This window comes from Kitasatospora sp. NPDC056076 (assembly GCF_042266305.1).
In the GTDB taxonomy this organism is placed as follows: Bacteria; Actinomycetota; Actinomycetes; order Streptomycetales; family Streptomycetaceae; genus Kitasatospora.
The window spans coordinates 63594-90305 of sequence record NZ_JBHJWG010000014.1; the positions used below are offsets into that span (position 1 = coordinate 63594).

Below are 26712 nucleotides of genomic sequence, written 5' to 3' on the forward strand. Positions count from 1 at the left end.
TGTCCGCGACAGCTTTGGGGGACCCCCACACCGAGAGGTCTCTCATGAAGAAGCCGCTCATAGGCATGCTCGCCACGCTCCTGGTCGCGGGAGCCACCGCCCTCGGCGGTGCCGCCCCGGCCCAGGCTGCCGCCCCGGCGCAGGTCACCGCCCCGACGGAGGCCGCCGCCCAGGCCGAGGGCTCCGCCCCGGCGGCCAAGCCGGCCGCCGTCAGCTTCGCCGGGACGGTCGCGCTCAGCAACTGCTCCGGCTCCCTGGTGCGGATGCCCGGCTCGGCCGCGACCGACCCGGCCCTGGTGCTCTCCAACGGCCACTGCCTGGAGTCTGGTATGCCCGGCCCCGGCGAGGTCGTCCTCAACCAGCCCTCCAGCCGGACCTTCACCCTGCTCAACTCGACCGGCGGCCGCCTCGCCACCCTGCGCGCGACCAAGGTGGTCTACGGCGCGATGACCGACACGGACGTGTCGATCTACCAGCTGAACACCAGCTACGCCTCGATCAAGTCGAAGTACGGGATCTCCCCGCTGACGATCGCCGACACCCACCCCAACCAGGGCGCGGACATCCGGGTCGTCTCCGGTTACTGGAAGAAGATCTACTCCTGCTCGATCGACGGCTTCGCCTACCAGTTGAACGAGGCCGACTGGACGTTCAAGGACTCGGTCCGCTACACCTCGGGCTGCAACGTGATCGGCGGCACCTCGGGCTCGCCGGTGGTCGACGCCTCGACCGGTCTGCTGGTCGCCGTGAACAACACGATCAACGAGAGCGGCGAGTCCTGCACCCTGGACAACCCGTGCGAGGTCGACGAGTCGGGCGCGGTCACGGTGCACCAGGGCATCGGCTACGCCCAGGAGACCTACGGCATCCCCGCCTGCTTCGCGCCCGGCAACCGCCTCGACCTCACCCTGGCCGGCTGCACCCTGCCCCGCCCGTAGGCCCCGCTCGCACGCCCTGCCCGTAAGCCTTGCCCGTGCAAGCCCTGCCTGTGCAAGCCCTGTCTGTGCAAGTCCTGTCCGTAAGCCCTGGCCCGGCCCGGGTGCCCCGGCCCGCCCGCACCGCACCCCCTCGGCGGGCGGGCCGACCCACCGGGCCTCCGGGCCGTCGAAGGAACCGCAGCGACCCCCTTGACCAGCACCTTTTCCCCGATGGGCCACCCGCGACCAGGCGGGTGGCCCATTCGGCCGTCCATCGGGCGGCCACCGCACCACCCGCACCGCAGAGTAGTGCCGACGAGGCACATCATGTCCGTTGACCAGATGGAGAGTTGATGACCACCAGGTTCAAGAGGCTGCTGGTATCCGCCCTGCTGATACCGATGTTCGCGATCGGCGGCCTGGCCGCTCCGGCCTCGGCCGACACCGGCCGCGGGGCCGAGGCGTCCGGGGCCGCGCACGGCCGGAGCCCCGCCGACGACCCGACCGCCGACATCAAGGACCGCCTGGCGGCGATCCCCGGCGTGACGATCACCGAGGAGAAGCCCACCACCACCGGCCACCGCTACTTCCTGGCCACCTACACCCAGCCGATCGACCACTTCCGCCCCTGGCTGGGCACCTTCCAGCAGCGTTTCAGCGTGCTGCACCGCGGCTACGACCGCCCGACCGTCTTCTACACCAACGGCTACACGCTGGGCACCACGCCGTCCCGCACCGAGCCGACCCGGCTGGTGGACGGCAACCAGGTCTCCATCGAGTACCGCTACTTCACCCCCTCCCGCCCGGAGCCGGCCGACTGGTCCAAGGCGGGCATCCGCCAGCAGGCCGCCGACTCGCACAAGCTGGTGACCGCGCTCAAGCGGATCTACGACCAGGAGTGGCTCTCCACCGGCGCCAGCAAGGGCGGCATGTCGTCGACCTTCTACCGCCGCTTCTACCCGGACGACGTGGCCGGCACGATCGCGTACGTCGCGCCGAACAACACCGACGTCAGCGACTACGCGGCCTACACCGAGTTCTTCCGCAACGTCGGCACCCCGGAGTGCCGTGCCAAGCTGAACGCCGCCCAGCGCGAGCTGCTGGTGCGCCGTGACCGCCTGGAGTCGCGCTACATCGCCGACAACAAGGCGGCGGGTTCCACCTTCAACACCCTCGGCACCCCGGACCGCGCCTACGAGGCCGGCGTGCTCGACGTGGTCTGGGCGTTCTGGCAGTACAGCCTGGAGTCGGACTGCGCGAAGGTCCCGGTGGCCGCGACCGCGACCGACGACGAGCTGTACGCGTGGTACGACGCCCAGTCGGGCATCACCGGCAACAGCGACCAGTCGCTGGCGAAGTACACCGCGTACTACTACCAGGCCGCGACCGAGCTGGGTGCGCCGTTCTTCGACGTCTCGTACTTGAAGGACCAGCTGCACTACGACTACAAGGACCTCTACTCGGCCCGCTCCTACGTGCCGAAGGAGATCCCGACCGTCTTCAACCCGAAGGCGATGCCCGACATCGACCGCTGGGTGAAGCGCGAGGGCGAGCGGATGATGTTCGTCTACGGCGGCAACGACCCGTGGGGCGCCAAGCCGTTCCACCTCGGCCGGGGCAGTGACGACAGCTACGTCTACGTCGTGCCCGGCGGCAACCACGGCTCCAACATCGGCAAGCTGCCGGCCGACCAGTCGGCGGAGGCCACGGCCAAGGTGCTGGAGTGGGCCGGTCTGGGCGACCAGGCCGCCGCCCGCTCGCTCGCCAAGTCGGCGCAGCCGGGGGCGCCGTTCGGCCCGCTGGACGTCGAGGGCCAGCGCCTGGAGCAGGAGCGCCGCCCGCTGTAGCGCTGCGTAGCCCAGGAGCAGAACCAGGAGGCCGCCCCGCCCGGGGCGGCCTCCCGTCGTTCCCGCCGTCGTTCCCGCCGTCGTTCCCGCAGGTCCCGCTGCTGCCGCCGTCTCGACTCTCCCTCCCCCTCCCCGAAGCAGTGAATCGGTGCTTCAATACTTCCATGGCCTACCGACGCACCCCCGCCGTCCAAGCCCGCCTGGACGCCCAGCGCGAGGCGGTGCTGCAGTCGGCGGTCGGCCTGCTCGCCGAGCGCGGTTACGGCGGCTGCACCATGGCCGCGGTGGCGGACCGCGCCGGGATCGCGACCGGCAGCCTCTACCAGCACTTCGCCAACAAGGCCGAGCTGTCGGTGCAGTTGTTCCGCCGGGTGGTCACCCGCGAGATGGCCGCGGTGAACGCCGCCGTCGCGCTGCGGGACACCCCGCGGCAGCGGATCGCCGCCGTGGTCGAGACCTTCGCCACCCGTGCCCTGCGGGCCCCCCGGCTGGCGTACGCGCTGCTGGTCGAGCCCGCCGACACGGTGGTGGACGGCGAGCGTCTGGTGTTCCGGCGGGCGTTCCGGGACGTGATCGCCACCGAGATCGCCGCTGCCGTGGCGGCCGGCGAACTCCCCGAGCAGGACCCGGTGCTGACCGCCGCCGCCCTGGTCGGCGCGGTCGGCGAGGCCCTGGCCGGCCCGCTCGCGGCCCAGCCCTCGGGCCCCCAGCCCCCCGACGCCCGGCTCCCCGGTCCTCAGCCCTCCTACCCTCAGCCCTCCGACCCCCGGCCCCACTCCGACCCCCAGCGGGCCACCGCCGAGGTGGTCCCCGCCCTGGTCTCCTTCACCCTGCGTGCCCTGGGAGGACGCGATGACAGCGACGCATGAGGTCACCAACCAGGTGCCCCTGCCGTACGGACACGACACCGCCGCCGATCCGACCCTGCTCGCCGCCCTGCACCGGGCCGGCGCCGGCTGGGCCGAGCCCGAGCTGCGCGAGCTCGGCCGCCTGGCGGGCTCCGAGCAGGCCGCCGACTGGGGCCGGCTGGCCAACGAGAACCCGCCGGTGCTGCGCACCCACGACCGCTTCGGCCACCGGATCGACGAGGTCGAGTTCCACCCGTACTGGCACGAGCTGATGCGCACCGCAGTGTCCTACGGCCTGCACGCCGCGCCCTGGCGGGACGACCGGCCCGGCGCCCACTCCGCCCGCGCCGCCAAGTTCTTCGTCTGGAGCCAGGTCGAGGCCGGTCACACCTGCCCGATCTCGATGACCTACGCCGCCGTCCCGGCCCTGCGCCAGAACCCGGCCCTGGCCGCCGAGTTGGAGCCGCTGCTGGCCGCCACCGAGTACGACTACGGGCTGCGCGAGCCACGCACCAAGCGCGGGCTGATCGCCGGCATGTCGATGACGGAGAAGCAGGGCGGCTCGGACGTCCGCACCAACACCACCACCGCCGTCCCGCAGTCCGACGGCAGCTACCGGCTCACCGGGCACAAGTGGTTCACCTCGGCGCCGATGTCCGACCTCTTCCTGACCCTCGCCCAGGCCCCCGGCGGGCTCAGCTGCTTCGTGCTGCCGCGCGTCCTCCCGGACGGCAGCCGCAACCGGCTGCACCTGATGCGGCTCAAGGACAAGCTCGGCAACAAGTCCAACGCCTCCGCCGAGCTGGAGTACGACGGCGCGGTGGGCCTGCTGGTCGGCGAGGAGGGCCGGGGCGTGCCGACCATCATCGAGATGGTCAACATGACCCGCCTGGACTGCACGATCGGCGCCGCCTCCGGGATGCGCTACGGCGCCACCCGGGCGGTCCACCACGCCCTGCACCGGCGGGCGTTCGGCAAGGCGCTGGTCGACCAGCCGCTGATGCGCAACGTGCTGGCCGACCTGGTGGTGGAGTCCGAGGCGGCCACGGCCGTCGCGATGCGGCTGGCCCACGCGACGGACCTCACCCTCGCCGGGGACGGGAACGAGGCGCTGGTGCGGCGCCTGGGCCTGGCGGTGGCCAAGTACTGGGTCTGCAAGCGTGGTCCGGCGCACTCCGCCGAGGCGCTGGAGTGCCTGGGCGGCAACGGCTACGTCGAGGAGTCCGGGATGCCCCGGCTCTACCGCGAGGCACCGCTGGTGTCGATCTGGGAGGGCTCCGGCAACGTCGCCGCCCTGGACGCCCTGCGCGCCATGGCCAAGCGGCCGGAGACGATCGAGGCCTTCATGGGCGAGCTCGACGCGGCGGCCGGGGCGGACCGCCGGCTGGACGCGGCCGTCGCCGGACTGCGCAAGCAGTTCAGCGACCCGACCGACCTGGAGTACCGCACCCGGCGGCTGGTGGAGTCGATGGCGCTGGCCTTCCAGGGTTCGCTGCTGGTCCGGTACGGCAGCCCGGCGGTGGCCGACGCCTTCTGCGCGAGCCGGCTCGGCGGCGACCACGGTGCCGCCTTCGGCACCCTGCCGTCCGGCGTCGACACCGCCGCGATCATCGACCGCGCCCGCCCGGTGCCCGCGTGAACGATCGGGAGCACGATCTCGCGAACGATCAGGAGCACGACCCCGCGAACGACCAGGAGTCCGCAGGCGTACGGGAGTTCTGGCAGGGCTTGGGCCTGCCCGGGCTGATCGACGTGCACACCCACTTCATGCCGAAGAACGTCCTCGACAAGGTCTGGGCGTACTTCGACGCGGCCGGTCCGCTGGTGAACCGCCCCTGGCCGATCACCTACCGCGAGGCCGAGGAGCAGCGGGTCCGGCGGCTGCGGGACTTCGGCGTCCGGGCGTTCACGTCCATGCTGTACCCGCACAAGCCGGGTATGGCCGGCTGGTTGAACGCCTGGGCCGCCGAGTTCGCCGCCCGCACCCCGGAGTGCCTGCACACCGCGACTTTCTTCCCCGAACCCGGGGCGGCCGGTTACGTGGCCCGCGCGATCGAGGACGGCGCCCGGGTGTTCAAGGCGCACCTCCAGGTCGGCGGCTACGACCCGACGGACGACCGGCTGGACGAGGTCTGGGGGCTGCTCGCCGAGACCGGCACCCCGGTGGTCACCCACTGCGGATCCGGGCCGGTGCCGGGCAAGTTCACCGGTCCCGGCCCGATCGGCGCGGTGCTGGACCGGCACCCGGGCCTGGTCCTGGTGGTCGCCCACCTGGGCATGCCCGAGTACCGCGACTTCCTCGACCTCGCCGAGCGCCACCCGGCCGTCCGGCTGGACACCACCATCGCGTTCACCGACTTCGCCGAGGCCGACGTGCCCTTCCCGCGCGACGAACTGCCGCGCCTGCGCGGGCTCCGGGAGCGCGTCCTGCTCGGCAGCGACTTCCCCAACATCCCGTACCGGTACGTCCACCAGCTGGAGGCGCTGGCCGGACTGGGGCTGGGGGAGGAGTGGCTGCGGGCGGTCTGCCACGACAACGCGGCCACGCTGTTCGGTCTCACCTGAGGCCTCGCCCGAGGCTTCACCCGTGAGGCCTTGCCCGAGGCTTCACCCAAGTCCCACCCGAGGCCTCACCCGACCGCGCGCAGCACCCCCGCCGCGTCCGCGTGCAGTCCGGGCGCGGCGGTGAGGAAGCCGTCCGAGCCGGCCGTCCAGGCCGACCCGGCGGTGTCCGTCACCGTCGCGCCCGCCTCGCTCGCCACCAGGGCGCCCGGCAGCAGGTTGCCCGCGTCCTGCCCGTACTGCCAGAACAGCGCCAGGTGCCCGGAGCCGACCTGCGCCACCTGGAGCGCGGTCGGGCCGAGGTTGCGCACCGCGAGCACCGCGCCCGCCATCGCGGACAGCGACTCGCCGGCCCGGCGCAGCGCCACCGGGTCGGCGGCCACCAGCGGCGGCTGGCTGGTGGCGGCGACGGTGGCCGCCAGCTCGCGCTCCAGCGGCGCGATCGGCCGCCCGTCCAACTGGGCGCCGCCGCCCAGCACCGCCCGGTAGGTCCGGCCCGCGCCGAACAGCTCCGGGGCGTGCACCACGGCCAGCACCGCCGCGCCGTCGCGCACCAGCGTGGCCGTCACCGCCCAGTGCGGCTGCCCGAGCAGGTACTGCACCGCGCCGTCGGTCGCGTCACAGACCCACCACTCGCCCTCGACGGGCACCGAGCCGTCCAGTTCCTCCGGCACCCACCCGGCCTGCGGGCGCAGCGCGGTGAGCCGCTGGTGCAGTTCGGCGGCGGCCGGGCCGTCCAGTTCGGCGAACCGGGCCATCGCCTCCTCGACCGTCCGCCCCGGGGTCGGCTCGACCGGCCGGGCCGCCGCCAGCCCCGCGCCGACCTCGCGCACCGCCGCCTCCACGGCCTCCGTCAGCGCCCACAGCTCCGCGACCTGTCCCTGCCCGTCCATGTCCTGCCTCCTCGGCTCCGTGCTGCTCCGCCCCGGTCCGGTGCGTTCCGGTGCGTTCCGGCCGCGTTCCGGCCGGGCAGGACAAGGAGTACCGTCAAGACTGCCGAACAGGACGGACGAGCAGCCAAGAGCGACGGAGACCGGACACCATGGACCTCGAAACGACGGATCCGGACACCGTGCTGGACACCCTGGACCGCCGCCTGGTCTGCGCGCTCCAGGTGGACGGACGGGCCGAGCCCGGCCGGATCGCCGAGGTGCTGGGCGTCTCCGCCCGGACGGTCACCCGTCGGCTGGGCCGGATGCGCGAGGCCGGAGTGCTCCGGGTGGTGCGGCTGCCCGATGTCGAGGACGCCGCGGTGGGCGCGCTGCTGCTGCGGGTCCGGGTGCTGCGCGGCCGGGTGGACGCCCTCGCCCGGGCGCTGGCCGACCGCTCGGACGTGCCCTTCGTCGACGTGATGCTGGGCGGCCACGAGGTCGGCGCCGTGATGCTGGGCGACGCCCACGGCCGGGACCGGCTGTTGTACGGGCAGCTGCCCGCGACCGGTGCCGTCGTCGAGACCACCACCCACGCCGTCCTGCACGCCTTCGCGGACGCCGGGCAGTGGCGGGCCGGCGGGCTGACCGACGGGGAGGCCGCCGCGCTCGCCCGGCCGCTCGCCCCGCGCCCCGCCGTGCCCCCGCCGCTGGACGACCTCGACCGCGCCCTGCTGGACCGGCTGGGGCAGGACGCCCGGCAGTCCCACGCGGTGCTGGCCGGGGCGGTCGGCGCGCCCGAGTCGACCGTACGGCGCCGACTGCACCGGCTGGACGGGCTCGGCCTGCTGCGCACCCACGCCACCGTGGACCCCCGGCTGCTCGGCATGGCCGTGGACGCCAACCTCTGGCTGGACGTGCCGCCGGGCCGGCTCGCCGAGGTCGGCGCCGAGCTGGCCCGCCACCCGCAGGTGCACGGCGTCTTCGCCACCAGCGGCCCGACCAACCTGCTGGCCACGCTGTTCTGCCCGGACCACGGCGGCCTCTACCGGTTCCTCACCGACACCCTGGGCCCGCTGGGGGTCACCCGCGCGGAGACCACGATCACCGCCCGCGCGGTGAAGCGGGCCGGGGTGCTGCTGGACCGGCCGTCGCGCGCACGGTGAGCTCCGGGTGGGCCGGGCCGGGCGCCTCGCCCGTGCGGCGGCCGGGTACGTGACCCGCGGGGTAATCGACGGGCGCCGTCCGGCCCGGCAGGGTGGAGGTACCCGGGTGGGCGGTCGGCGCCACCGGGACACCACCCCGGTCAGGAGACGATCCGCATGCGTGCGAACGCACACCCCGTCACCCCCGTCACCCCCGTCACCCCCGTCACCCCCGTCACCCCCGTCACCCCCGTCACCCCCGCCCGGCCCGCTGCGGTGTTCTCGCCGTGGACGGTCCGCGGGGTCCTCGCCCTGGACGCGGTGGTCACCGCGGGCAACGGCCTGGCCTATCTGGCCTTCGCCGGTCCGCTCGGCGGCCTGCTCGGGGTCGGTCGTCCCACCCTGCTGGTCCTCGGGCTGCTCCTGACCTGCCACGGCCTGGTGCTCGGCGCGCTGGCCGCCCGCCGCCCGCCGCGGCCCGCGGTGCTGGCGGTGGCGGGGATCAACGCCGGGTGGGTGCTGCTCAGCCTGGTCGCGCTCGCCGTCCGGTTCGCGCCGACCGCGGCCGGCACGGTCTGGGTCCCGGTGCAGGCCGTCGCCGTGGCGCTGTTCGTGGTGCTCCAGCTCGCGGCCCTGCGCCGGAGCGGTGCCCGGTGGTAGGGCCGACCCACCGGGCACCGCTCCGGCGCAGGGCTACCGGTCCGGGCCGACCACGGACTGCAGGTGCTGCACGGTCTCCCGGTCGGCGGGCAGGAAGGTCTCCAGGGCGAGTTCGGAGACGGTCACGTCCAGTGGTGTGTTGAAGGTGGTGACGGTCGACAGGAAGGAGAGCACCCGGCCGTCGTGCCGGACCCGCAGCGGCAGCGCGAAGGGGTTCCGCTCCTCGGCGGCTTCCGGGGTCGGCTCCTCCTCCGGTTCGGGGTAGCCGAGGACCTCCTGGTACAGCTGCCGCAGCGGTTCCGCGTGGATCCCCGGCTCCAGCCGCTCCTCCAGCCGGGAGAGCAGGTGCCGCCGCCACTGCCGGAAGTTGACGATGTGCCGTGCCAGCCCGTCCGGGTGCAGGGCGACCCGGACGGCGTTGAACGGCGGCCGGAGCAGCTCGGGGGCGACGCCGTCCAGCAGCAGGGTGAGCGAGCGGTTGGCCGCCAGCACCCGGAAGGTGCCGTCGACGACCACGGCCGGGTACGGGTCGTGCGCGGCGAGCAGCCGTTCGACGCCGCCGCGCAGCGCGTCCATGGACGGGGCGTCCAGCGGTGTCTCGGGGTAGTGCGGGGCGTAACCCGCCGCCAGCAGCAGGGAGTTGCGCTCGCGCACCGGGACGTCCAGCTGTTCGGCCAGGCGCAGCAGCAGCTCCCGGCTCGGCCGGGCGCGGCCGTTCTCGACGAAGCTGAGGTGTCGGGCCGAGGAGTTCGCCCGCAGGGCCAGCTGGAGTTGGCTGAGCTGCCGCCGCTCCCGCCAGCCGCGCAGCAGCGGTCCGACGCCGGTCCCTGTCGGGCCGCCCATGCCCGCCATGATCGTCATGGGCAAGGACGGTACTCGAACCGACCCCGTCCGCGGGAGGGGGCCGTGGGTGCGGGTGCCGTGGGTGCGGGTGTCGTGAGATCGGGTGCCGGAGGTTCAGGCGCCGGTGGTCGAGCCGGGGCGGATCACCATCAGCACCACGACCACCGCCCACAGCAGGTTGAACACCCCGGCGGTCATCGGCAGCAGCCGCAGGCCGCTGACGGCCTTGGTGCGCTGCTCGTCCGCCGGGTCGAGGCCGAGCGCGTCCACGGCGGCCTGCTGGCCGGGCAGCACGAAGAGCAGCAGGGAGAGCGCGGCGACCGCGGTGAGCACCATGGAGGCGATCAGCCAGGACTGGCCGAGCACGTCCATCACCTGGGCCACGCCGATGCCCAGCAGCGGCACCGCGACGCCGAGCAGCGCGTAGACCTGGGTGATCCGGTGCAGGACGCGCAGCACGCCCGCGTCCGAGGCCTGGTCCGGGCCGCCGGCCAGGGCGGCCTTCGCCCGGCGCGGGAACATGCTGACGGCCACCGCGACCGGGCCTATGAACAGGACCGACGCGAGGACGTGCAGGCTCAGCAGGAACTTGGCCATGGCGGGGCACCCTTTGATCCGGTGGGCAGCGGGGGGACGGCGGGCGTGCGCGCTCGGCGTGCCCACGACCAGGCACGCTAACACCGCTTATCCACCGGCCCCGCGCTCGGGTGCCCGGCCCGGTGCCCCGCTCAGCCCGCCGGGACCAGCTCCACGATCCGCGGCGGGGCGGTGCTGACGGCCGCGACGGCGGCGCCCTGCCCGGGGTCGGTCCAGTCGAGCAGGTGGAGGTCCTCGAAGCGGCTGTGCAGCGGGGCGCCGGGCGGGACGTCCAGCGGCAGGGCGGAGAGGTCGACCTGCCCGAGGGTGTCCAGGGTGACCCGCCCGATCTTGATCAGCGACTCCTTGCGCACCCACTGCCGCAGGAACGCCCGGTCCGGCTCCGGGGCCGCCTCGACCAGGGCCAGCTCGGCGGGGGCGAGCACCCGGCGGGCCACGGCGCGCAGCGAGCCGCCCCGGCCGGCCAGCTCGACGTCCACGCCGACCGGGCGCCGGCCCGCGCCCGCCGCGACCACGCCCCGGGTGTGCGACAGGCTGACCTCCACCCCGGGGTGGTCGGGCAGGTAGGGCTTGCCGTGGTCGGCGAGGCCGCAGTCCGGGCACTCCTGGGCGAGCACCAGCCCGGCGACCGGGACGCCGAGCAGGCGGGCGGCGCAGAGCCGGACCAGCACGTGCCCGGCGACGAAGTCGGTCCGCCCGGACTCCTGCCGGAAGCGTGCGGCGCGGGCCCGCTCGATCTCGGTGAGCAGGTGTTCGCCCGCCTCGGGGTGCCGCAGTACGGCGTCGGCGGACGCGACGGCGACGAGCGGCGCGTCCGGCTCCTGGGCCTCGGTGGTCATGCCCTCCAACCTAGTCCGCCCAGCCGCCGGGCGGGGAGCCGGACCCTGGGGGAGCGGGCGGGACCGCGGTCCCGGCGGCGGGCGGGTCGGGCGGAGCGAGGAGTCGTCCGCAGGGTGCTCGGATCCGATCTGAGGGTCTGCAGGGTGTGAATATTCCGTTTTAGGGTTGAATGTCTCTGATCTATGGGATCGTCAGGAGATATGAATGAATCTGGCAGGTCGTCCGGACCTGCCCTTTTCTCTGCGCGGAGGAATTGTCGATGGGTCAGGCCACCGGTTCGCCGGATCACCGAGCGACCGCCGTGAGAAGAACACCCGCCACCGGCCGTCGCCGGGCCGTCCGGATCGCGGTGGCGACCGCCGTCGCCGCCGTGCCGATGGCCGCCGTGCTGACGGTCGGTTCGGCCGCCCCGCTCGCCCCGCCGCTGGGCGCCTGCTCCGGCCCCGACTGCCCCGCCACCTGGCCGCCGCCGAACAACGGCGACTTCACCGGGCGGGACGCCACGATCAACGTCTTCACCGGCGGCGACTACACCGTCAACGGCCGCGCGGCCGAGGCCGAAGGCAAGATCGTCACGCTGGGGAACCTGACCGTCGACAAGAACGGCGGCGGCGTCTACAACATGGGCGTGGTGGGCGTCGGCTCGCGCGTCGTGCCGCCCAACGGCAGTGACTTCGTCACCAGCGGCGGCAATGTCGACGTCAGGACCGGCAACTCGATCCTGATCGGCGGCAGCGACTCCCACGGCCCCGCCTTCGGCAATCTGCGCCACGCGGGCAGCGTCACCGGCACCGTCAGCATCGACCCCACCGGCCAGTCGATCCAGGACCCGAACGCCGCCGCGCCCTACCAGGACGTGCTGACCCAGATCGAGCAGGTCTCCGACTGCGTCGGGCGGGCCACCGCTACCGGCACCGTCGACGTCTCCTCCAGCCAGGCCACCTTCACCGGCGACGGCGTCAGCATGAAGCAGGTCTTCAACGTCACCCAGAACCTGGCCTCGCCGAGCGGCGGCCAGATCGGCCTGGTCTTCACCAACATCCCCGCCGGGGCCACCGTCGTGGTGAACATGCTCGGGGACAGCCCGGTCATCAACACCTACACCGGCACCGGCCTGGCCGGCGACCAGACCACCGACCTGCGCTCCAAGCTGCTGTACAACTTCCCGACCGCGACCTCGGCGCAGATCCTCGGCAGCGCCCAGTTCCAGGGCGCGGTCATGGCGGGCAACCCGGGCAGCACCACGACCCTCGCCCAGCCGGGCATCAACGGCCGGGTGTACCTCGCGGGCAACCTGATCCACACCGGTACGGGCGGCTACGAGATCCACAGCTACCCGTTCGACGGGGACCTGCCGGACTGCCGGGTGACGCCGAGCCCGACACCGACCTCGCCGTCCCCGACCTCGCCCTCCCCGACGTCGCCGTCCCCCACCTCCCCGTCGCCCACCTCGCCGTCCCCGACGTCGCCCAGCCCCACCTCGCCGAGCCCGACGTCCCCGTCGCCGACGTCCCCGAGCCCGACCTCGCCGCGTCCGACCCCGACCTCCCCGAGCGCGAGCACCACCTCGGCGTCGGCGAGCTCGTCCACGTCGAGCGCGGGCCCGGCCCCGACCAGCCACCACCCGAGCGGCCACCACCCGAGCGGTCACCACCCCGGTGGCCACGGCGAGTTGCCCTCGACCGGTGCGGGTGACGCGCCGGTGGTCTTCGGCCTGGCCGGTGTCGGCCTGCTCGGCCTGGGTGGTCTCGCCGTGCTGGCCGCCCGCCGTCGCCGGGGCCGCCACAGCTGACGCCCCGGCCAGTGCCCCTCGGGCCGCCCGCCCTCGTGGCCGGGCGGCCCGAGTCGTGTCAGCGCCCCGACTCGGTGCCCCGACCCAGTGCTCCGGCTCAGCCCTCCGACGGGTATCCGGCGAGTCCGGAGGCGAGCAGGCCGAAGGCCCGGTCCGCCGCCGCCGCGACCCGTTCCCGCACCTCCTCGGCCGGCTCCCCGGCGACCATCGCCCGCCGCACCTCGCCGAGTGCCGCCCGGTGGGCCCCGGCGAGGGCGCCGGCCACCACCCGGGGGAGCGGGTCCGCCGGTCCGGCGTCCGACTCCTCGGCCAGGGCGGCGGCCAGGGCGGCCTCGGAGCGTTCGCCGAGTTCCAGCAGCCGGGCCCGCAGGGCCGGGCTGTCCGCGACGATCCGCCAGAACGCGGCCATCCGGGGGTCGAGCCCGATCGTCGGCTCCCCGTCGGCGAGGCCCGCCAGCAGGTCGGCCCGGACGGCGTCGACGGCGGAGCTGCCGGCGGGCCGGCGGCGGACCACGTCGGCGAGGTGGCCGACGACCTCGTCCTGCCGGTCGAAGAACAGGTCCTCCTTGGTCGGGAAGTAGTTGAACACCGTGTTGGGCGAGACCCCGGCGGCCCGGGCCACCTCGACGACGGTGACCCGGTCGAAGCCGTGCTCGGCGAACAGGCCCATGGCGGTGTCGGAGAGGAGCTCCCGGGTCTGCTGCTTCTTGAGTTCGCGAAGTCCCATGGCCGCATCGTAGCGCCGAATCATGGTGTCACTTAAAACTTGCAGTGACACCAAAAATATCGGCTACGGTGTCGCCATGACCTTCACCTTCGGCATCTACCCCGGTGGACTGCTCGGCGACGAGGCAGGGCTGATCCCTCCCGTCCGCCCCGACGATCCCGCGGAGATCACCGCCGCCCTGCGCGAACTCCAGGGGGAGGCGGCCGAGTTGCTCGTGCGCGCCTACCGCCTGTACCCGGACGGCGCGCACACGCCGGAGCGGCCCGAGCGGTACGCCGCCGAGGGGCGGAAGCTCGACCTCGTGCTCCAGTTCCGCGAACAGAGCGGGGAGTTGGCGGGCTGGCTGGACTTCGTCCGGCGGACCGTCCGGGCCGAAGGCCCCCGCCTCGCGCTCCTGCAGATCTGCGAGGAGCCCAACCTGGACCTGCCCGTCCTCGACGGCAGCGTCCCGAACGTCCGCCGGGCGCTGGTCGAGGGTGTCGTCGTGGCCAAGGAGGAGGCGCTGGCCTGCGGTTACGACCACCTGGCGGTCGGCTTCAACGCGGTGCCGAGCTTCGATCCCGCCGACACCTTCTGGCCGGAGCTGGGCCGGCTCGCCGACGAGCGCTTCCACCGCGCCCTGGACTACGTCGGCCTGGACTTCTTCCCGGACGTCTTCCGCCCCGTCCCGGAGGGGCGGCTCGCGGACTCGGTGCGGGCGGTGCTCACCGGCTTCCGGAACGACGCGCTGCCCCGGGCCGGGATCGGGCCGGCCGTCCCGTTGCGGATCTGCGAGAACGGCTGGCCCACCGGTCCGGGGCGGAGCGAGGCCCGGCAGGCCGAGGTGGTGGAGCAGGTGGTCCGGGCGGTGGCCGGGCTGGCGGGCGAACTCGCCGTCCGGAGCTACTCGTTCTTCTCCCTCCGGGACGCCGACAGCGCCGGTCCGGGGCCGTTCCACCACTTCGGACTGCTTCGCGACGACTGGACCCGCAAGCCGGCCTTCGGCGTCTACCGCCAGCTGGTGGCCGAGTTGACGGTCGGTCAGTCGATCGGCTGAGCGAAGAACCGCTCCACCGTGCGGCGTTGGGCGGCGACGGTGTGCACCGGTTCGCCGACCACCCGGCCGGCCAGCACGACGGCCAGGTCGCCGACGTCCTGCCGCAGTACACCGGCGGCCTGCGTCCGGTCGGCGGCGATCCGGGCGCGGCCCGTGGCGAGGACCAGTTCGCGGTCGCGGACGCCTTCGGCGCGGGCCGCCGCGATCGCCGCCGTGCCGCGCTCGGTGTACTCCTGGCGGATCCGGGCCGCCTCGTGCCGGGCCTCGGTGATCTCGTGCAGCGCCGCGTCCCGGACCGCCTCGGCCTCGGCGCGGACGGCCTCCGCCCGTTCGGCGCGCCCCTCGGTCGCGTCCCACCGCTGGGCTCGCACCCGTTCGATGCGGGGGAGCAGGACGACACCGAGGGCGAACATGAGCAGGAAGAGCTGGGCCAGGCCGAGGACCAGCATGGAGGGATCCGGCTTGAGCGGGCCGAGTTCGATGTTCACGCCAACCTCCCCAGGGTGTGACGGATCGTCAAGGACGAGGTTTCCCTGGTGCGATGGCGGTCGAACTCCCGCTCGGGCATGAGCTGCGTCACGTCGCCGGGCGCGCCGTGCTCCCGGTCCCGCTGCGGGCTACTGGCCCATGACGTACCTGACGGTCGGCCCGGTGGTCCAGCCGCCGTCCACGGCCAGCTCGGCGCCGGTGACGTAGGAGGAGTCGTCGGAGAGCAGGTAGACCACGGCGGTGGCGATCTCGGGCGCCTCGCCGACCCGGCCCATCGGGGTGTTGGGGTAGTTGCCCTCGCCGCGCCGGATGCCGACCGAGGCGGTCATCGGGGTGTAGGTCATGCCCGGGTGCACCGAGTTGACCCGGATCCGCTCGGTGCCGAGCTCCACCGCGCCGATCTTGCTGAGGCCGCGCACGCCCCACTTGGAGGCGCCGTAGCCGGCGGTGAGCGCCAGGCCCATCAGGCCGGCCGCCGAGGAGATGTTGACGATCGAGCCGCCGCCGGCCGCGCGCATCGCCGGGACGACGGTCTTCATCCCGATGAACACGCCGGTCAGGTTGATGTCCAGGACCTTGCGGAAGTGCTCGACGCTCTCGTCCGCGAGCAGTGAACCGGTGGAGATCCCGGCGTTGTTGACCAGGCCGTGCAGGCCGCCGAACTCCGCCACCGCGAAGTCCACCACGCGCTGCCAGTCCGCCTCGGAGGTCACGTCGTGCCGGACGAACCGGGCCCGCTCGCCGAGTTCGGCGGCGGTGGCCGCGCCGTCCTCCGCCAGCACGTCGGTGATCACCACGTTGGCGCCGGCCGCGACGGCGAGCCGGGCGGCCTCGGCGCCGAGGCCGCGGGCGCCGCCGGTGATCAGGACGGTCCTGCCGGTGAGGTCGTTCATGACGTGCTCCTTCGGGGGGTGGGGGCGGAGAGCATGGCGGCGGACACCGTCACCAGGTCGGCGAGGAAGGTCTCCTCGTCCGTGAGGGGGGTGGACCCGGTGAGGTACTGCTGCGCCCGGTCGGCCAGGGCCGCGCCCACCAGGGTGAGGACCAGGTCGATCCGTTCCAGCCGGATCGGCTCCGGCAGCGCGGCGATCCGCTCCTCGACCAGCTCGATCAGCCGCCAGTAGCCGCCGCCCGCGAGGGTGGGGTGCGGGGTCCGGGTGCGGACCCCGCTGCTGTGGCTGACCTGGGCGGAGATCCGCAGGCAGTACCGGCCCTGTTCGGTGCGCAGTTCGGTGGCCTCGGCCGCGACCAGCGCGCCGAGCAGTCCGGACAGGTCCGCGTCCGCGAGTGCGGGCAGACGCGGCGCGAGGGCCCGCTCGGTGCGGTCCTGGCGGCCGGCCATGATCGCGTCGAGCAGGCCCTCGCGGGAGCCGAAGTGGTACTGCACGGCGGACGGGTTGCCCTGTCCGGCCAGCCGGGTGATGTCCCTGGTCAGGGCACCTTCCACGCCCCGGGTGGCGAAGAGTTCCTCCGCCGCCCGCAGCAGCCTGTCGCGGGTCTCGTGGCCCGCCGATGTCCTTGCCATGCGCACCAGATTAATACTGCGCATTATTAACGGCAAAGGACCCCCCGCCGCCGGCCCCTTTCCGTCGGCCCCTTGCCCCGGTCAGGTCACCTCGCCCCGACGGGAGAACCGTTCCTCCCGCCACTCACCGCTCTCCAGCACCTCGGCCAGCTGCCGGGCCGCGTCCCACACCTCGGTGTACGAGAGGTACAGCGGCGTGAAGCCGAAGCGCATCAGGTCCGGTGCGCGGAAGTCCCCGATCACCCCGCGCGCGATCAGCGCCTGGACCACCGGGTACCCGTCCGGGTGCCGCAGCGCGACCTGGCTGCCCCGCCGGGCGTGCTCGCGCGGGGTCACCACCTCGATCCCGTCCAGGCCCTCCACCAGCGAGACGAACAGGTCGGTCAGTGCCAGGCTCTTGGCCCGTACGGCGGCCAGGTCGGCCCGCTCCCAGATGTCCAGGGAGACCTCCAGCGAGGCCTGGCCGAGCAGCGAGGGCGAGCTGGTCAGGAAGCGCCCGATTCCCGGCCTGGGGTCGTACCCGGGCTCGAAGGCGAACGGGCGGGCGTGCCCGAACCAGCCGCTCAGCGGCTGCCGCGGACCGGCCGCCAGGTGCCGCTCGGCGACGTACAGGAAGGCCGGCGAGCCGGGGCCGGAGTTCAGGTACTTGTAGGTGCAGCCGACCGCGAAGTCGGCGCCGGCGGCGCCGAGTTCGACCGGCAGCGCGCCGACGGAGTGGCAGACGTCCCAGATCATCAGGGCGCCCGCGGCCTGCACCCGGGCGGTGATCCCGGGCATGTCCAGCAGTTCGCCGGTGCGGTAGTCCACGTGCGAGAGCACCACCGCGGCGACGTCGCCGTCCAGGTGCCGGTCCAGCTCCTCGGGGCGGATCAGCACGCTGCTCCCGCCCTCGACCAGGCCGGTCACGCCCTCGGCGATGTACAGGTCGGTCGGGAAGGCCTCGACGTCGCCGAGCACCGTGCGCCGCCCCGGGCGCAGTTGGAGCGCGGCCGCGAGCACCTTGAACAGGTTCACCGAGGTGGTGTCGCAGACGACCACCTCCGCCGGATCGGCCCCGATCAGCGGCGCGATCCGCCGTCCCAGCCGGTACGGCTGCTCGAACCAGCCGGCGTCGTTCCAGCTGCGGATCAGCTCCCGGCCCCACTCGCGCTCGACCACCCGGGCCACCCGCTCGGGCGTGCGCACCGGCAGCGCGCCCAGCGAGTTGCCGTCCAGGTAGATCACCCCGTCCGGCAGGGCGAACTCCTCGCGGAACGCCGCCAGCGGGTCGACGGCGTCCAGCGCCGCGCAGTCCTCGCGCGTGGTCATGCCCGTTCTCCCCTTCGCCACCGGCTCGGTCACAGCTCGTCCCGGATGGTCCACAGCTCCGGGAACACGTCCTGCTCGGCCGCCTTGCGCAGCCAGGTCAGTCCGCTGGAACCGCCCGAGCCGGGCTTGGCGCCCATGGTCCGCTTGACCGAGCTGAGGTGCCGCTGGCGCCAGCGGGTGACCCGCTCGGCGACGTCCAGCAGCGTCTCGGCGAGCGGCTGGAGGTCGGCGTACTCCGGCTCGGTGTAGACCCGGCGCCAGGCCGCGGCGACCTCCTCGGAGGGCCGGTAGCGCTGCTCCGGGACGGCCGCGGGCACCGCCAGGCCGCGGCGGGCCAGCAGGCCGAGCACCTCGTCGTACAGGCCGGGGGAGCGCAGCACCTCGGCCAGCTCGGCCCGGGTCTGCGGCATCCCCTCGTACATGTTCAGCAGCGCGGCGTTCTTGTTGCCGAGCAGGAACTCCAGGTGCAGGAAGGCCGAGGACTGGAAGCCGGAGGCCTCGCCGAACAGGGCGCGGAAGGAGTTGAACTCCTGCGGCGTCATGGTGGCCAGCAGGTCCCAGGACTCCACCAGCACGTCCTGGACGTGGGTGCCGCGGCGCAGCGCGGCCCGCGCGGCGGTCGGGTCGTCCTCGCGCAGCGCCTGCCGGGCGATCGTCCACTCGTGCCGCAGCAGGTCGAAGAGCAGCTCCATCACCTGGGTGGTGACGATGAAGGACAGCTCGGCCGGCTCCTTGCTGCGCGGGTGCTGGAGGCTGTGCAGCTCCTCCAGCCGCACGTACTGCGCGTACGGGGTGCCCCGACCCGGCCGGCCGTCCCCACCGAACGACAGGCTGGGTGTCTCCACCGTGTCGTGCCCCATCCCGATCCCTCCTGCTCCGTCCGGGCCGCGTCGCCCGGGTCCGGTGGAGCGGACGGACGTCCTGGTTCCACCGGGGTGCCCATTGTGCGGCGCCGCGGTCCCCCGCTTGAATGGCCGACGAGCACCGCAACAGGGCTTCGGGTTGTCGTTCGCGAGGCGTTCGGTCGATCTGCTTTACGAATGAAAAACCGCTGATCACACCTGCTGATCACCATCGCTCCGGGAGCCCCCATGGACGCCGTCGACCGCCGCCTGCTGGCCGAACTCCAGGCCGACGCCAGACTCTCGTACAACGAACTCTCCCGCCGGGTGAGCCTGTCCGCACCCGCGGTGGCCGAACGGGTCCGCCGCCTGGAGGCGGACGGCGTGATCAGCGGCTACCACGCCCACGTGGACCCCACCCGGGCCGGGCTGCCGATCACCGCGCTGGTCCAGGTGCAGTGCTACGGCCCGCGCTGCGTGCTGCGCGACCCCGAGGTGGCGACCTGGCCGGAGGTGCTGCAACTGCACCGGGTCACCGGCGGGGCCTGCTGCGTGCTGCTGGTCGCGGTCGCCACGATGGCCGAGTTCGAGGCGCTCTGCGACCGGCTCGGCGGGTACGGGCCGCCGGCCAGCTCGATGATCCTCTCCAGCCCGGTGCCCTGGCGGCCGCTGCTGCCGAGCTGACCGGCGCGAGCCCGCCTGCCCCGGCGCCGGCCGGCCCTGACACCCGGTGGCCCCGGCGCCGGCCGGCCCTGACGCCGGTTGGCCTTGACGCGGACGTCAGGGAGTAGGTTCCTCGGCATGCCGAACGAGCGCCACATCCTGCTGCTGCCCGGGAGCCTGCGGGCCGGTTCCGCCAACGAGGCCGTGCTGCGCACCGCCGCCGCGGTGGCCGACGACCTGCCCGGCGTCCGGACCACGTACTACGCCGACCTGGCCGGGCTGCCGCACTTCAACCCGGACCACGACACCGACCCCCTGCCGGAGCCGGTGGCCGCGCTGCGGGCGGCGATCGAGGCGGCCGACGCGCTGCTCGTCTGCACCCCCGAGTACGCCGGGACGCTGCCCGGCTCGTTCAAGAACCTGCTGGACTGGACGGTCGGCGGGATCGAGATCTCGGACAAGCCCGCGGCCTGGATCAACTGCGCCGGGCCCGGCCGCGGCCAGGGCGCCGAGGCGACCCTGGGCACCGTCCTGGGCTACACCGGCGCGGCCGTGCTGGCGCAGGCCTGCGTGCGGATCCCGCTGGAGCGCGGCGCGGTCGGCCCGGACGGGCTGGTCGCCGACCCGCTGGTGCGCGGGCGGATCGGCGAGGTGCTGGCCCTCCTGGCGGCCGGCTGAGCGCCCGTCCGGGGGCTGCGGCTCAGTGCCCGGGTGCTGCGGCTCAGTGCCCGGCGGGCAGCGGCACCCCGAGCCCGGCCAGGCCCTCCAGGAAGAGCTCGACGCCGACCGCCGCGAGCAGCAGCCCGAGCAGCCGGGAGGCCACCTCCAGCGAGGTGCTGTGGGTGCGCCGCATCAGCGGCGCGAGCACGGCCACGCAGAGGTAGTTGAGCACCGCGACGGCCACGTACGCCCCGGCGACGGCGGCCTTCCAGCCCCAGTTGTCCTGGTTGAGCGAGGCGACCAGGACGGCGGTGATCGCGAGCGGGCTGGCGATGTACGGCAGCAGCAGTTCGCGGATGCCGTCCACGAGCGGGTTGCCCAGGTGCTCGTCGTCGTCGCCGTCCGCGCCGAGGTGGAGGCCGAAGACCAGCGCGACGGCGTAGACGAAGAAGATCGCCCCGCCGGCGAGCTGCAGCGACTGGTCGCTGATGTGGAAGAGCGTGGTCACCTCGTCCGCGCCGAAGCCGAGGACCAGGCCGATGAGCGCCGAGACGGCCGTGCTCCAGGCGGCCAGCCGCCGGAGCTCCCGGGTGCTGCGGTCCCCGGCCAGCCTGGCGAAGGTCAGCAGGGTCTTCGGCGGGCCGACCACGGCGAAGAAGGTGATGAAGGCGCTGCCCAGGTTGAAGACGAACATGGGCCCAGCATTCCTTGTCGGGGCCGGATTCGCCCGGATGGCGGCCCCGGGTCGAGCCGGCGGGCGCTCTCGGGTGCCATGGAGGTACGGACGACCACTCCCCCGGCGGAAACGAGGATGCGACATGTGCCTGAACCGTAGGGACCTGGGCCTGCTGGCCCTGCGCAGCGCGGTCGGCGGGGTGCTGATCGCGCACGGGACCCAGAAGCTGTTCGGCTGGTTCGGCGGTGGCGGCCTGGAGGGCACCACCCAGGCGATGGACCACATGGGCTTCCACCCGGCCCGGGAGAGCGCCATCGCGGCGGGCGTCGGCGAGGCGGGCGGCGGCGCGCTGCTGGTGGCCGGGCTGGCCACCCCGGCGGCCGGTGCGGTGGTGGCCGGGACGATGGCCGGGGCCGTGGCGGTGCACGCCCCGGCGGGCTTCTTCGCGATGTCCGGCGGCTACGAGTACCCGGCGTTCCTGGGCGGGACCGCCCTGGCGATGGGCCTGGCCGGCCCCGGGCGGTACTCGCTGGACCACCTGACCGGGCACGTCTTCGACCGGCCGTGGGTCGGCGCGCTGGCCTTCGTGGCGAGCGCGGCGGGCGCGTACGGGGTGGTGGCGCGCCGTCGGCACCTGGTGCGGCTGCGCGAGGAGCGGGCGGCGGTGGAGGCGGACGAGCAGGAGGGCTCCGGGCTGTCCTGAGGCCGGGCCCTGTCCGGAAGGCCGCAGGAGGCCTCACCCGGAGGCACCACCCCTGCTGGCGGGCGCGGCGGGCGGCTCGGAGGGTGGGCGGGAGGTGTGCCGGGCAGCCCGGCGCCGGAAGGAACGAGGACCCGCATGGACCGCCAGCCGCTCACCCGGGCCGCCTCCGGGCCGCGCCGCACCGCACCGCGCCCGACCGTACCGACGAACCGTCAGCACCAGCTGGCCGCAGGGATGTTGGCGGCCGCCGTGCTGGGTTCGGCGGTGCTGGCCGGCTGCTCCTCCGGCAAGAGCGCGCGGGGTGAGGCCTCCGCGGCGGCCGGCGAGGTGCAGAAGGCGGCCAGCGCCGCCGCCTCCGCCGCGTCGGCGCTGGCCTCGGCGGCCGGCGGCGTGGGCGGGCTGCTCGGCTCGGCGCAGGCGGAGGCCTCCGCGGCGGTCTCGGCGGCCTCCTCGGCGGTCGCCGGGATCAAGGGCGGGCTGGACGCCAAGGGGGACGTCTCGGTCGGCGCGGTGTCGGCCGGTCCGGACGGCAGGCCGCAGGCGCAGCTGACCGTCACCAACCACGGGCAGGAGTCGTACCGGTACGTGGTCCAGGTGAACTTCACCGACGGGAGCGGCAAGCTGCTGGACGCCACCGCGGTGACCGTCCAGGACGTGGCGGCAGGCCAGAGCGCCCAGGCCACCGCGCAGGCCAACCGGGAGCTCAGCGGCACGGTGAAGGCCGAGGTGGCGAACGCCGTCCGGTTCTGAGCACCGGGCCGCGGGGAGCCCGTTCCGGCTCCGGGCGCCGCCGTTCCGGGGCGGGTGCGGAACCTTAAGCGGGTCTCAAGGCCAACAGGACCCCTTGACGGGGGAGTTGGTCTAGTCCATTTTTATTCCCCAGGTGCAGGGAGCCCCTGAACCGGCGTCACCGGCCTCGTGCCGGGGGCGCCGGTTCGGCACATCCCGGTGTCCGTCATGGCCTGTCCGCTCGATTCCCACCCCTGATCTGTCATGTCCCGGTCGTCCGGCCCCACCCCGGACGCGCCACCCCACCGGGCGACGGAACCCCCACACCCAGGAGTCACGCACCCATGCTGCGCTCACGCATTGAAAGGGCCGGGACCCCGGCTCCGGACGGGCCCCGCCGGCGCCGCCCGAAGAGCCTGGCCGCCATCGCGGCCGGCACCACCGCCTCCCTGCTGCTCGGCGCCGGCCTCGCGCTGTCCGGCGGCGGCGCGGCCAACGCCGCGACCACCAACTCCACCGGCGCGACCGCCACCAGCGGCGGCATCAAGGTCGCCTACTACGACCAGTGGTCGGTGTACGCCAACGCGTACTACCCGAAGACGATCCAGGACACCGGCGTGGCCGGGAAGCTGGACTACCTGATCTACGACTTCGCCAACATCTCCCCGTCCGACCTGGGCTGTTTCGAGGCGACCAAGGCCGCCGACACCAACGACAACAACCCCAACGCCGGTGACGGCGCGGCCGACGCCTTCGCCGACTACCAGAAGAGCTTCGGCGCGGACATCTCGGTGGACGGCGTCGGCGACGTCTGGAACCAGCCGATCGCGGGCAACTTCAACCAGCTCAAGAAGCTCAAGGCGAAGAACCCCAACCTCAAGATCCTGCTGTCGATCGGCGGTTGGACCTACTCCAAGTACTTCTCGTCGGCGGCCGCCACGGACGCCTCGCGCAAGCACCTGGTCTCGTCCTGCCTCGACATGTTCATCAAGGGCAACCTCCCGTCCGACGCCGGCTACGGCGGTCCGGGCACGGGCAAGGGCGTCTTCGACGGCATCGACATCGACTGGGAGTACCCGGGCGGCGGCGGCCACACCGGCAACATCTCCAGCCCGGCCGACAAGCAGAACTTCACCCTGCTGCTGCAGGAGTTCCGCAACCAGCTGGACGCCCAGGGCAAGGCCGACAACAAGACCTACGCCCTCTCGGCGGCGGTCGGCGCCGGCCAGGACAAGATCATGAACGTCGAGACCGACAAGATCGGTCAGTACCTGACCTTCCTCGACGTCATGACCTACGACATGCACGGCGGCTGGGACCCCCAGGGTCCGACCAACCACCAGGCCCCGCTGTACTCCGGCCCGAACGACCCGTCGACCCCGGCCAAGCCGGGCAACGGCAAGTACTCGATCGACAACGCCATCAAGGCGTGGACGGTCGGCGACGCCCAGTACGGCATCCCCGGCGGCTTCCCGGCCAACAAGATCAACATGGGTGTGCCGTTCTACTACCGCGGCTGGACCGGCGTCCAGAACAACGGCAAGAACGGCCTCTTCCAGCCCGCCACCGCCCCGGCCACCGGCGCCGCGATGTCCGGCAACGTCCCGGGCATCCAGATGTACAAGGAGCTGGCCGGCTTCGTCGACAACCCGTCCAAGACCTTCTGGGACGACGACGCCAAGGCCGCCTACTTCTACGACGGCACCACCTTCTGGAGCGGTGAGAACGCCAAGTCCATCCAGGCCAAGCTGGACTACGCGCACTGCAACGGCCTCGGCGGCTCCTTCGCCTTCTCGCTGTACGACCTGGGGACCAACACCAGCCTGTTCGACACGATGGTGAACGCCACCAACGGCTCCGCGGCCGGCTGCCCGGCCCCGCCGACCGGCACCCCGACGCCGACCCAGACCCCGACCGGCACGCCGACCGGAACCCCCACCGGTACCCCGACCGGCACGCCCACCGGGACTCCGACCGGCACCCCCACCAGCACCCCGACCACGCCGGCCACCTGCTCGGCCGCCCCGAGCTGGGACCCGAACGCCACCTACGCGGCCGGCGGCACCAAGGTCTCCTGGAAGGGCCACTACTACACCAACAAGTGGTGGACCAAGGGCGACGACCCGACCCAGAGCGGCCAGTGGGGCGTCTGGACCGACAACGGTCCCTGCTGACCCGCTGATCCGCGGAGCGGCTGACCTGCCGACCCGCTGACCGCCCGGGGCCCGACGGACCCCGCGGCACCTGAACGAGAACGGAGTCCGGCCCGCCGGGGGAGCACCCCCGGCGGGCCGGACTCCGTCGTTCCGGGCCCGCGACCGCGACCGCGACCGCGGCTCAGGCCAGGTCGGCCGTGCGCCCGAGCGCGTCCGGCTGGCTCTCCTCGATCCGCCGCAGCATCCGGGCCAGCAGGCCGGACAGCGCGGTGCGCTCCTCGCCCACGACGTCCTGCAGCAGCTCCTCCTCGAACACCGCCGCCATCCGCATCGACTCCAGCCACTTGTCGCGGCCGTTCTCGGTCAGCTCGATGATCACCCGCACCCGGTTGGACTCGTCCCGCTCCCGGGTGACCAGGTCCTCGGCCACCATCCGGTCGATCCGGTGGGTCATCGCGGCCGGGGTGAGCCCCAGCCGCTTCGCCAGCTCGCCCGGGCCCAGCCGGTAGGGGCTCCCGCTCACCACCAGCGCCTTGAGCACCTCCCACTCGGCGGAGGTGATCCCGAGCACAGTCAGCTGCCGGTCGTACGCGACGCCCATCCGCCGGGAGACCCGGTTGAGGGTCTGCACGATCGTCTCGACCTGGGGGTCGACGGTGGGGAACTCCCGCTGGTAGAGGGCCACTTGCTCGGCGATGCCGAACTCCAGGGGAGTGGTCCGCGGGGGCTTGTCGGCAGCCGGCGACGGCTTGTCCGTAGTCATGCGGACCAGTGTCGCACGGGCGTGCACTCCTTAAGCCTTTGACTCCGCAGTCTTCCGGTGCTAAGACTTTATCTCGGCAGAGTTTAGGTCTGAAATCTTCTGGGCTTAAGAGTTCCAGTGGAAACAGGAAGGGATGTGCACGGTGATCGGCACGGTGAAGCAGCAGAGGCAGCAGCGACGTGGGGCGGGCGGCCCGCTGCGCCGCGTCCAGATCGGCAACGCGCTCAGCGCGTTCGGCAGCGGGTTCACGATGCCGTACATGTTCGTGTACGTGGACCAGGTGCGCGGGCTGGGTTCGCTGGCGGCCGGGATGGTGTTCACCGTCTTCGCGCTGGCGGCGCTCGCCGTCCTCCCGTTCACCGGGCGCGGCATCGACCGGTACGGTCCCCGTCCGGTGCTGCTGGCGGGTGCGGCCCTGGCCGCCACCGGCGCGTTCGCCTTCGGCCACGCCACCGGCACGCCGGCCCTGCTGGTCTCCTCGTTCCTGTTCGGCGCGGGTGTCACCACCTGCCAGCCGGCCCTCGCCACGATGATCGTCCGCTGCTCGACGGCCGCGACCCGCTCGCACGCCTTCGCGCTGCAGTTCACCCTGGTCAACCTGGGCATGGGCATCGGCGCGCTGGTCGGCGGGCAGATCGTGAACGTCGCCGACCCGGCCAGCCTCACCCGGCTGTTCACCATCGAGGCGGTCACCTTCCTCGGCCTGGCCCTGGTCACCGGCACCGCCCGGATGCCGAAGGCCCAGCTGAGCGCCGTCCAGGACGCGGCGACCGGCCCGACCGGCCTGCGCGCCCTGCTCGCCGACAAGGCGATGGTGCGGCTCAGCATCCTCGCCGGGCTGATCTTCTTCACCTGCTACGGCCAGTTCGAGTCCGGTGTCGCGGCCTTCGCCACCGACACCGTCGGCACCGCGCCGTCCACCCTGGGCCTCGCGATCGGCGCCAACGCGGTCACCATCGTGGTGCTGCAGATGTTCATGGTGCGGATCACGGCGCGCCGCCGCCGCACCACCGCGATGGCCGCGGCCGGTGTGGTCTGGCTCGGCGCCTGGGGGATGGCCCTGGTCGCCGGCCTGATCCGGACCGAGACCATGGCCGCCACGGTCGCCATCGTCTCGATCTACGCCCTGTTCGGCGTCGGCGAGTCGCTGCTCGCGCCCACCATGGGCCCGATGGTCGCCGACCTCGCCCCGGCCCGGCTGCTCGGCACCTACAACGCCGGGTACGCCCTGGTGAAGCAGATCGCCATCGCGGTCGGCCCGGCCGTCGGCGTGCTGCTGGTCGGCTCCGGCACCTGGCCGCTCTACCTCGCGGCCATGGCGGGCTCGACGCTGCTGATCGTCGTGCTGGCGCTGCGCCTGCGTCCGTACCTCACGGCCGAGCAGGACAACGCGGCCCCGGCCGTGCTCCGCACCCCGGCCCCGGTCCGGGAGCGGGAGCTGCAGACCGCCGCGTGACGGCGGGCGGCCGAGCGAATCGGCCGCTTGTGCGGCCATGTGGACGGCCGCTCGTACGG

Annotated in this window: 27 protein-coding genes; 15 read left to right on the forward strand and 12 right to left on the reverse strand. The window is 73.5% G+C overall.

The window, feature by feature from the left end:
• Positions 1 to 44 precede the first annotated feature (44 nt).
• The 5 genes from ACFC1T_RS14050 (at position 45) to ACFC1T_RS14070 (ending at position 6177) form a co-directional block, all read left to right on the forward strand.
• Positions 45 to 938 (forward strand): trypsin-like peptidase domain-containing protein, encoded by an 894-nt coding sequence (locus ACFC1T_RS14050; RefSeq protein WP_375887837.1) that lies wholly within the window; start codon positions 45 to 47, stop codon positions 936 to 938.
• Between the two features lie 332 nt (positions 939 to 1270).
• Positions 1271 to 2764, forward strand: a complete 1494-nt coding sequence (locus ACFC1T_RS14055; protein WP_375887840.1) for a S28 family serine protease — start codon at positions 1271 to 1273, stop codon at positions 2762 to 2764.
• 164 nt (positions 2765 to 2928) lie between these two features.
• The gene (locus tag ACFC1T_RS14060; RefSeq protein WP_375887843.1) at positions 2929 to 3633 is read left to right on the forward strand and encodes a TetR/AcrR family transcriptional regulator; all 705 of its coding nucleotides are present in this window, start codon (positions 2929 to 2931) and stop codon (positions 3631 to 3633) included.
• On the forward strand, positions 3617 to 5251 hold the full coding sequence (locus tag ACFC1T_RS14065) for an acyl-CoA dehydrogenase family protein (protein WP_375887845.1): 1635 nt from the start codon (positions 3617 to 3619) through the stop codon (positions 5249 to 5251). The genes ACFC1T_RS14060 and ACFC1T_RS14065 overlap by 17 nt, the downstream gene beginning before the upstream one ends.
• On the forward strand, positions 5248 to 6177 hold the full coding sequence (locus ACFC1T_RS14070) for an amidohydrolase family protein (RefSeq protein WP_375887846.1): 930 nt from the start codon (positions 5248 to 5250) through the stop codon (positions 6175 to 6177). Before ACFC1T_RS14065 ends, ACFC1T_RS14070 begins: the two co-directional genes overlap by 4 nt.
• A gap of 65 nt (positions 6178 to 6242) precedes the next feature.
• On the opposite strand, the gene ACFC1T_RS14075 is transcribed toward ACFC1T_RS14070, so the two are convergent.
• Entirely contained in the window at positions 6243 to 7067 is an 825-nt protein-coding gene (locus ACFC1T_RS14075) for an inositol monophosphatase family protein (RefSeq protein ID WP_375887848.1), read from the reverse strand.
• A 149-nt stretch (positions 7068 to 7216) separates the two neighbouring features.
• Between ACFC1T_RS14075 and ACFC1T_RS14080 the strand changes: the two genes are divergently transcribed.
• Positions 7217 to 8209, forward strand: coding sequence for an Lrp/AsnC family transcriptional regulator (locus ACFC1T_RS14080; RefSeq protein ID WP_375887851.1), 993 nt, complete (start codon positions 7217 to 7219; stop codon positions 8207 to 8209).
• 156 nt (positions 8210 to 8365) lie between these two features.
• A complete protein-coding gene (locus tag ACFC1T_RS14085; RefSeq protein ID WP_375887852.1) occupies positions 8366 to 8848 on the forward strand; it encodes a hypothetical protein in 483 nt (160 codons plus the stop codon).
• Between the two features lie 33 nt (positions 8849 to 8881).
• Here the strand turns inward: ACFC1T_RS14085 and ACFC1T_RS14090 are convergent, their stop codons facing one another.
• From ACFC1T_RS14090 to ACFC1T_RS14100, 3 genes are all read right to left on the reverse strand, one after another.
• The gene (locus ACFC1T_RS14090) at positions 8882 to 9709 is read right to left on the reverse strand and encodes a helix-turn-helix domain-containing protein (RefSeq protein WP_375887854.1); all 828 of its coding nucleotides are present in this window, start codon (positions 9707 to 9709) and stop codon (positions 8882 to 8884) included.
• Between the two features lie 96 nt (positions 9710 to 9805).
• Positions 9806 to 10288 (reverse strand): DUF2269 family protein, encoded by a 483-nt coding sequence (locus ACFC1T_RS14095; RefSeq protein WP_375887856.1) that lies wholly within the window; start codon positions 10286 to 10288, stop codon positions 9806 to 9808.
• A gap of 131 nt (positions 10289 to 10419) precedes the next feature.
• Positions 10420 to 11127: a 4'-phosphopantetheinyl transferase family protein gene (locus ACFC1T_RS14100; RefSeq protein ID WP_375887859.1), complete on the reverse strand. Its 708-nt coding sequence runs from the start codon at positions 11125 to 11127 to the stop codon at positions 10420 to 10422.
• Positions 11128 to 11429: 302 nt separating this feature from the next.
• Between ACFC1T_RS14100 and ACFC1T_RS14105 the strand changes: the two genes are divergently transcribed.
• Complete coding sequence (locus ACFC1T_RS14105; RefSeq protein ID WP_375887860.1) at positions 11430 to 12920, forward strand: choice-of-anchor A family protein; 1491 nt, start codon at positions 11430 to 11432, stop codon at positions 12918 to 12920.
• Between the two features lie 97 nt (positions 12921 to 13017).
• Here ACFC1T_RS14105 and ACFC1T_RS14110 read toward each other — a convergent pair whose 3' ends face one another.
• Positions 13018 to 13647 (reverse strand): TetR family transcriptional regulator, encoded by a 630-nt coding sequence (locus tag ACFC1T_RS14110; protein ID WP_375887863.1) that lies wholly within the window; start codon positions 13645 to 13647, stop codon positions 13018 to 13020.
• A 76-nt stretch (positions 13648 to 13723) separates the two neighbouring features.
• Between ACFC1T_RS14110 and ACFC1T_RS14115 the strand changes: the two genes are divergently transcribed.
• The gene (locus ACFC1T_RS14115; protein WP_375887865.1) at positions 13724 to 14683 is read left to right on the forward strand and encodes a hypothetical protein; all 960 of its coding nucleotides are present in this window, start codon (positions 13724 to 13726) and stop codon (positions 14681 to 14683) included.
• Here the strand turns inward: ACFC1T_RS14115 and ACFC1T_RS14120 are convergent.
• From ACFC1T_RS14120 to ACFC1T_RS14140, 5 genes are all read right to left on the reverse strand, one after another.
• Positions 14668 to 15171 (reverse strand): hypothetical protein, encoded by a 504-nt coding sequence (locus ACFC1T_RS14120; protein WP_375887867.1) that lies wholly within the window; start codon positions 15169 to 15171, stop codon positions 14668 to 14670. The genes ACFC1T_RS14115 and ACFC1T_RS14120 overlap by 16 nt on opposite strands.
• A 129-nt stretch (positions 15172 to 15300) precedes the next feature.
• The gene (locus tag ACFC1T_RS14125; RefSeq protein ID WP_375887870.1) at positions 15301 to 16065 is read right to left on the reverse strand and encodes a glucose 1-dehydrogenase; all 765 of its coding nucleotides are present in this window, start codon (positions 16063 to 16065) and stop codon (positions 15301 to 15303) included.
• Entirely contained in the window at positions 16062 to 16697 is a 636-nt protein-coding gene (locus ACFC1T_RS14130; RefSeq protein ID WP_375887872.1) for a TetR family transcriptional regulator, read from the reverse strand. Before ACFC1T_RS14130 ends, ACFC1T_RS14125 begins: the two co-directional genes overlap by 4 nt.
• 81 nt (positions 16698 to 16778) lie before the next feature.
• Positions 16779 to 18005 (reverse strand): kynureninase, encoded by a 1227-nt coding sequence (gene kynU, locus ACFC1T_RS14135; RefSeq protein WP_375887875.1) that lies wholly within the window; start codon positions 18003 to 18005, stop codon positions 16779 to 16781.
• 29 nt (positions 18006 to 18034) lie between these two features.
• A complete protein-coding gene (locus tag ACFC1T_RS14140; protein ID WP_375887877.1) occupies positions 18035 to 18865 on the reverse strand; it encodes a tryptophan 2,3-dioxygenase in 831 nt (276 codons plus the stop codon).
• Between the two features lie 231 nt (positions 18866 to 19096).
• On the opposite strand from ACFC1T_RS14140, the gene ACFC1T_RS14145 reads away from it, so the two are divergent.
• Both ACFC1T_RS14145 and ACFC1T_RS14150 read left to right on the forward strand, forming a co-directional pair.
• The gene (locus ACFC1T_RS14145) at positions 19097 to 19531 is read left to right on the forward strand and encodes an Lrp/AsnC family transcriptional regulator (protein ID WP_030288688.1); all 435 of its coding nucleotides are present in this window, start codon (positions 19097 to 19099) and stop codon (positions 19529 to 19531) included.
• Between the two features lie 117 nt (positions 19532 to 19648).
• On the forward strand, positions 19649 to 20188 hold the full coding sequence (locus ACFC1T_RS14150) for an NADPH-dependent FMN reductase (RefSeq protein ID WP_375887879.1): 540 nt from the start codon (positions 19649 to 19651) through the stop codon (positions 20186 to 20188).
• Positions 20189 to 20231: 43 nt separating this feature from the next.
• On the opposite strand, the gene ACFC1T_RS14155 is transcribed toward ACFC1T_RS14150, so the two are convergent.
• Entirely contained in the window at positions 20232 to 20864 is a 633-nt protein-coding gene (locus ACFC1T_RS14155) for a MarC family protein (RefSeq protein ID WP_375887882.1), read from the reverse strand.
• 124 nt (positions 20865 to 20988) lie between these two features.
• Here ACFC1T_RS14155 and ACFC1T_RS14160 point away from each other — a divergent pair, with 124 nt between their 5' ends.
• The 3 genes from ACFC1T_RS14160 (at position 20989) to ACFC1T_RS14170 (ending at position 24452) form a co-directional block, all read left to right on the forward strand.
• Positions 20989 to 21549: a DoxX family protein gene (locus ACFC1T_RS14160; RefSeq protein WP_375887885.1), complete on the forward strand. Its 561-nt coding sequence runs from the start codon at positions 20989 to 20991 to the stop codon at positions 21547 to 21549.
• Between the two features lie 135 nt (positions 21550 to 21684).
• Positions 21685 to 22299, forward strand: a complete 615-nt coding sequence (locus ACFC1T_RS14165) for an FxLYD domain-containing protein (protein WP_375887887.1) — start codon at positions 21685 to 21687, stop codon at positions 22297 to 22299.
• A 323-nt stretch (positions 22300 to 22622) separates the two neighbouring features.
• A complete protein-coding gene (locus ACFC1T_RS14170; RefSeq protein ID WP_375887890.1) occupies positions 22623 to 24452 on the forward strand; it encodes a glycosyl hydrolase family 18 protein in 1830 nt (609 codons plus the stop codon).
• Between the two features lie 163 nt (positions 24453 to 24615).
• Here ACFC1T_RS14170 and ACFC1T_RS14175 read toward each other — a convergent pair whose 3' ends face one another.
• On the reverse strand, positions 24616 to 25197 hold the full coding sequence (locus ACFC1T_RS14175) for a MarR family winged helix-turn-helix transcriptional regulator (RefSeq protein ID WP_375887892.1): 582 nt from the start codon (positions 25195 to 25197) through the stop codon (positions 24616 to 24618).
• Positions 25198 to 25351: 154 nt separating this feature from the next.
• On the opposite strand from ACFC1T_RS14175, the gene ACFC1T_RS14180 reads away from it, so the two are divergent.
• Entirely contained in the window at positions 25352 to 26653 is a 1302-nt protein-coding gene (locus ACFC1T_RS14180) for an MFS transporter (RefSeq protein ID WP_375887895.1), read from the forward strand.
• Positions 26654 to 26712: the final 59 nt, after the last annotated feature.

Bases quoted from the DNA above. Each gene is read 5' to 3' on its own strand.
- ACFC1T_RS14055 (WP_375887840.1), top strand. From the start codon at position 1,271: ATGACCACCAGGTTCAAGAGGCTGCTGGTATCCGCCCTGCTGATACCG.
- ACFC1T_RS14050 (WP_375887837.1), top strand. From the start codon at position 45: ATGAAGAAGCCGCTCATAGGCATGCTCGCCACGCTCCTGGTCGCGGGA.
- ACFC1T_RS14080 (WP_375887851.1), top strand. From the start codon at position 7,217: ATGGACCTCGAAACGACGGATCCGGACACCGTGCTGGACACCCTGGAC.
- ACFC1T_RS14140 (WP_375887877.1), bottom strand. From the start codon at position 18,865: ATGGGGCACGACACGGTGGAGACACCCAGCCTGTCGTTCGGTGGGGAC.
- ACFC1T_RS14095 (WP_375887856.1), bottom strand. From the start codon at position 10,288: ATGGCCAAGTTCCTGCTGAGCCTGCACGTCCTCGCGTCGGTCCTGTTC.
- ACFC1T_RS14165 (WP_375887887.1), top strand. From the start codon at position 21,685: ATGGACCGCCAGCCGCTCACCCGGGCCGCCTCCGGGCCGCGCCGCACC.
- ACFC1T_RS14155 (WP_375887882.1), bottom strand. From the start codon at position 20,864: ATGTTCGTCTTCAACCTGGGCAGCGCCTTCATCACCTTCTTCGCCGTG.
- ACFC1T_RS14085 (WP_375887852.1), top strand. From the start codon at position 8,366: ATGCGTGCGAACGCACACCCCGTCACCCCCGTCACCCCCGTCACCCCC.
- ACFC1T_RS14065 (WP_375887845.1), top strand. From the start codon at position 3,617: ATGACAGCGACGCATGAGGTCACCAACCAGGTGCCCCTGCCGTACGGA.
- ACFC1T_RS14075 (WP_375887848.1), bottom strand. From the start codon at position 7,067: ATGGACGGGCAGGGACAGGTCGCGGAGCTGTGGGCGCTGACGGAGGCC.
- kynU (WP_375887875.1), bottom strand. From the start codon at position 18,005: ATGACCACGCGCGAGGACTGCGCGGCGCTGGACGCCGTCGACCCGCTG.
- ACFC1T_RS14125 (WP_375887870.1), bottom strand. From the start codon at position 16,065: ATGAACGACCTCACCGGCAGGACCGTCCTGATCACCGGCGGCGCCCGC.
- ACFC1T_RS14170 (WP_375887890.1), top strand. From the start codon at position 22,623: ATGCTGCGCTCACGCATTGAAAGGGCCGGGACCCCGGCTCCGGACGGG.
- ACFC1T_RS14175 (WP_375887892.1), bottom strand. From the start codon at position 25,197: ATGACTACGGACAAGCCGTCGCCGGCTGCCGACAAGCCCCCGCGGACC.
- ACFC1T_RS14060 (WP_375887843.1), top strand. From the start codon at position 2,929: ATGGCCTACCGACGCACCCCCGCCGTCCAAGCCCGCCTGGACGCCCAG.
- ACFC1T_RS14090 (WP_375887854.1), bottom strand. From the start codon at position 9,709: ATGACGATCATGGCGGGCATGGGCGGCCCGACAGGGACCGGCGTCGGA.
- ACFC1T_RS14145 (WP_030288688.1), top strand. From the start codon at position 19,097: ATGGACGCCGTCGACCGCCGCCTGCTGGCCGAACTCCAGGCCGACGCC.
- ACFC1T_RS14130 (WP_375887872.1), bottom strand. From the start codon at position 16,697: ATGGCAAGGACATCGGCGGGCCACGAGACCCGCGACAGGCTGCTGCGG.
- ACFC1T_RS14100 (WP_375887859.1), bottom strand. From the start codon at position 11,127: ATGACCACCGAGGCCCAGGAGCCGGACGCGCCGCTCGTCGCCGTCGCG.
- ACFC1T_RS14160 (WP_375887885.1), top strand. From the start codon at position 20,989: ATGTGCCTGAACCGTAGGGACCTGGGCCTGCTGGCCCTGCGCAGCGCG.
- ACFC1T_RS14150 (WP_375887879.1), top strand. From the start codon at position 19,649: ATGCCGAACGAGCGCCACATCCTGCTGCTGCCCGGGAGCCTGCGGGCC.
- ACFC1T_RS14110 (WP_375887863.1), bottom strand. From the start codon at position 13,647: ATGGGACTTCGCGAACTCAAGAAGCAGCAGACCCGGGAGCTCCTCTCC.
- ACFC1T_RS14115 (WP_375887865.1), top strand. From the start codon at position 13,724: ATGACCTTCACCTTCGGCATCTACCCCGGTGGACTGCTCGGCGACGAG.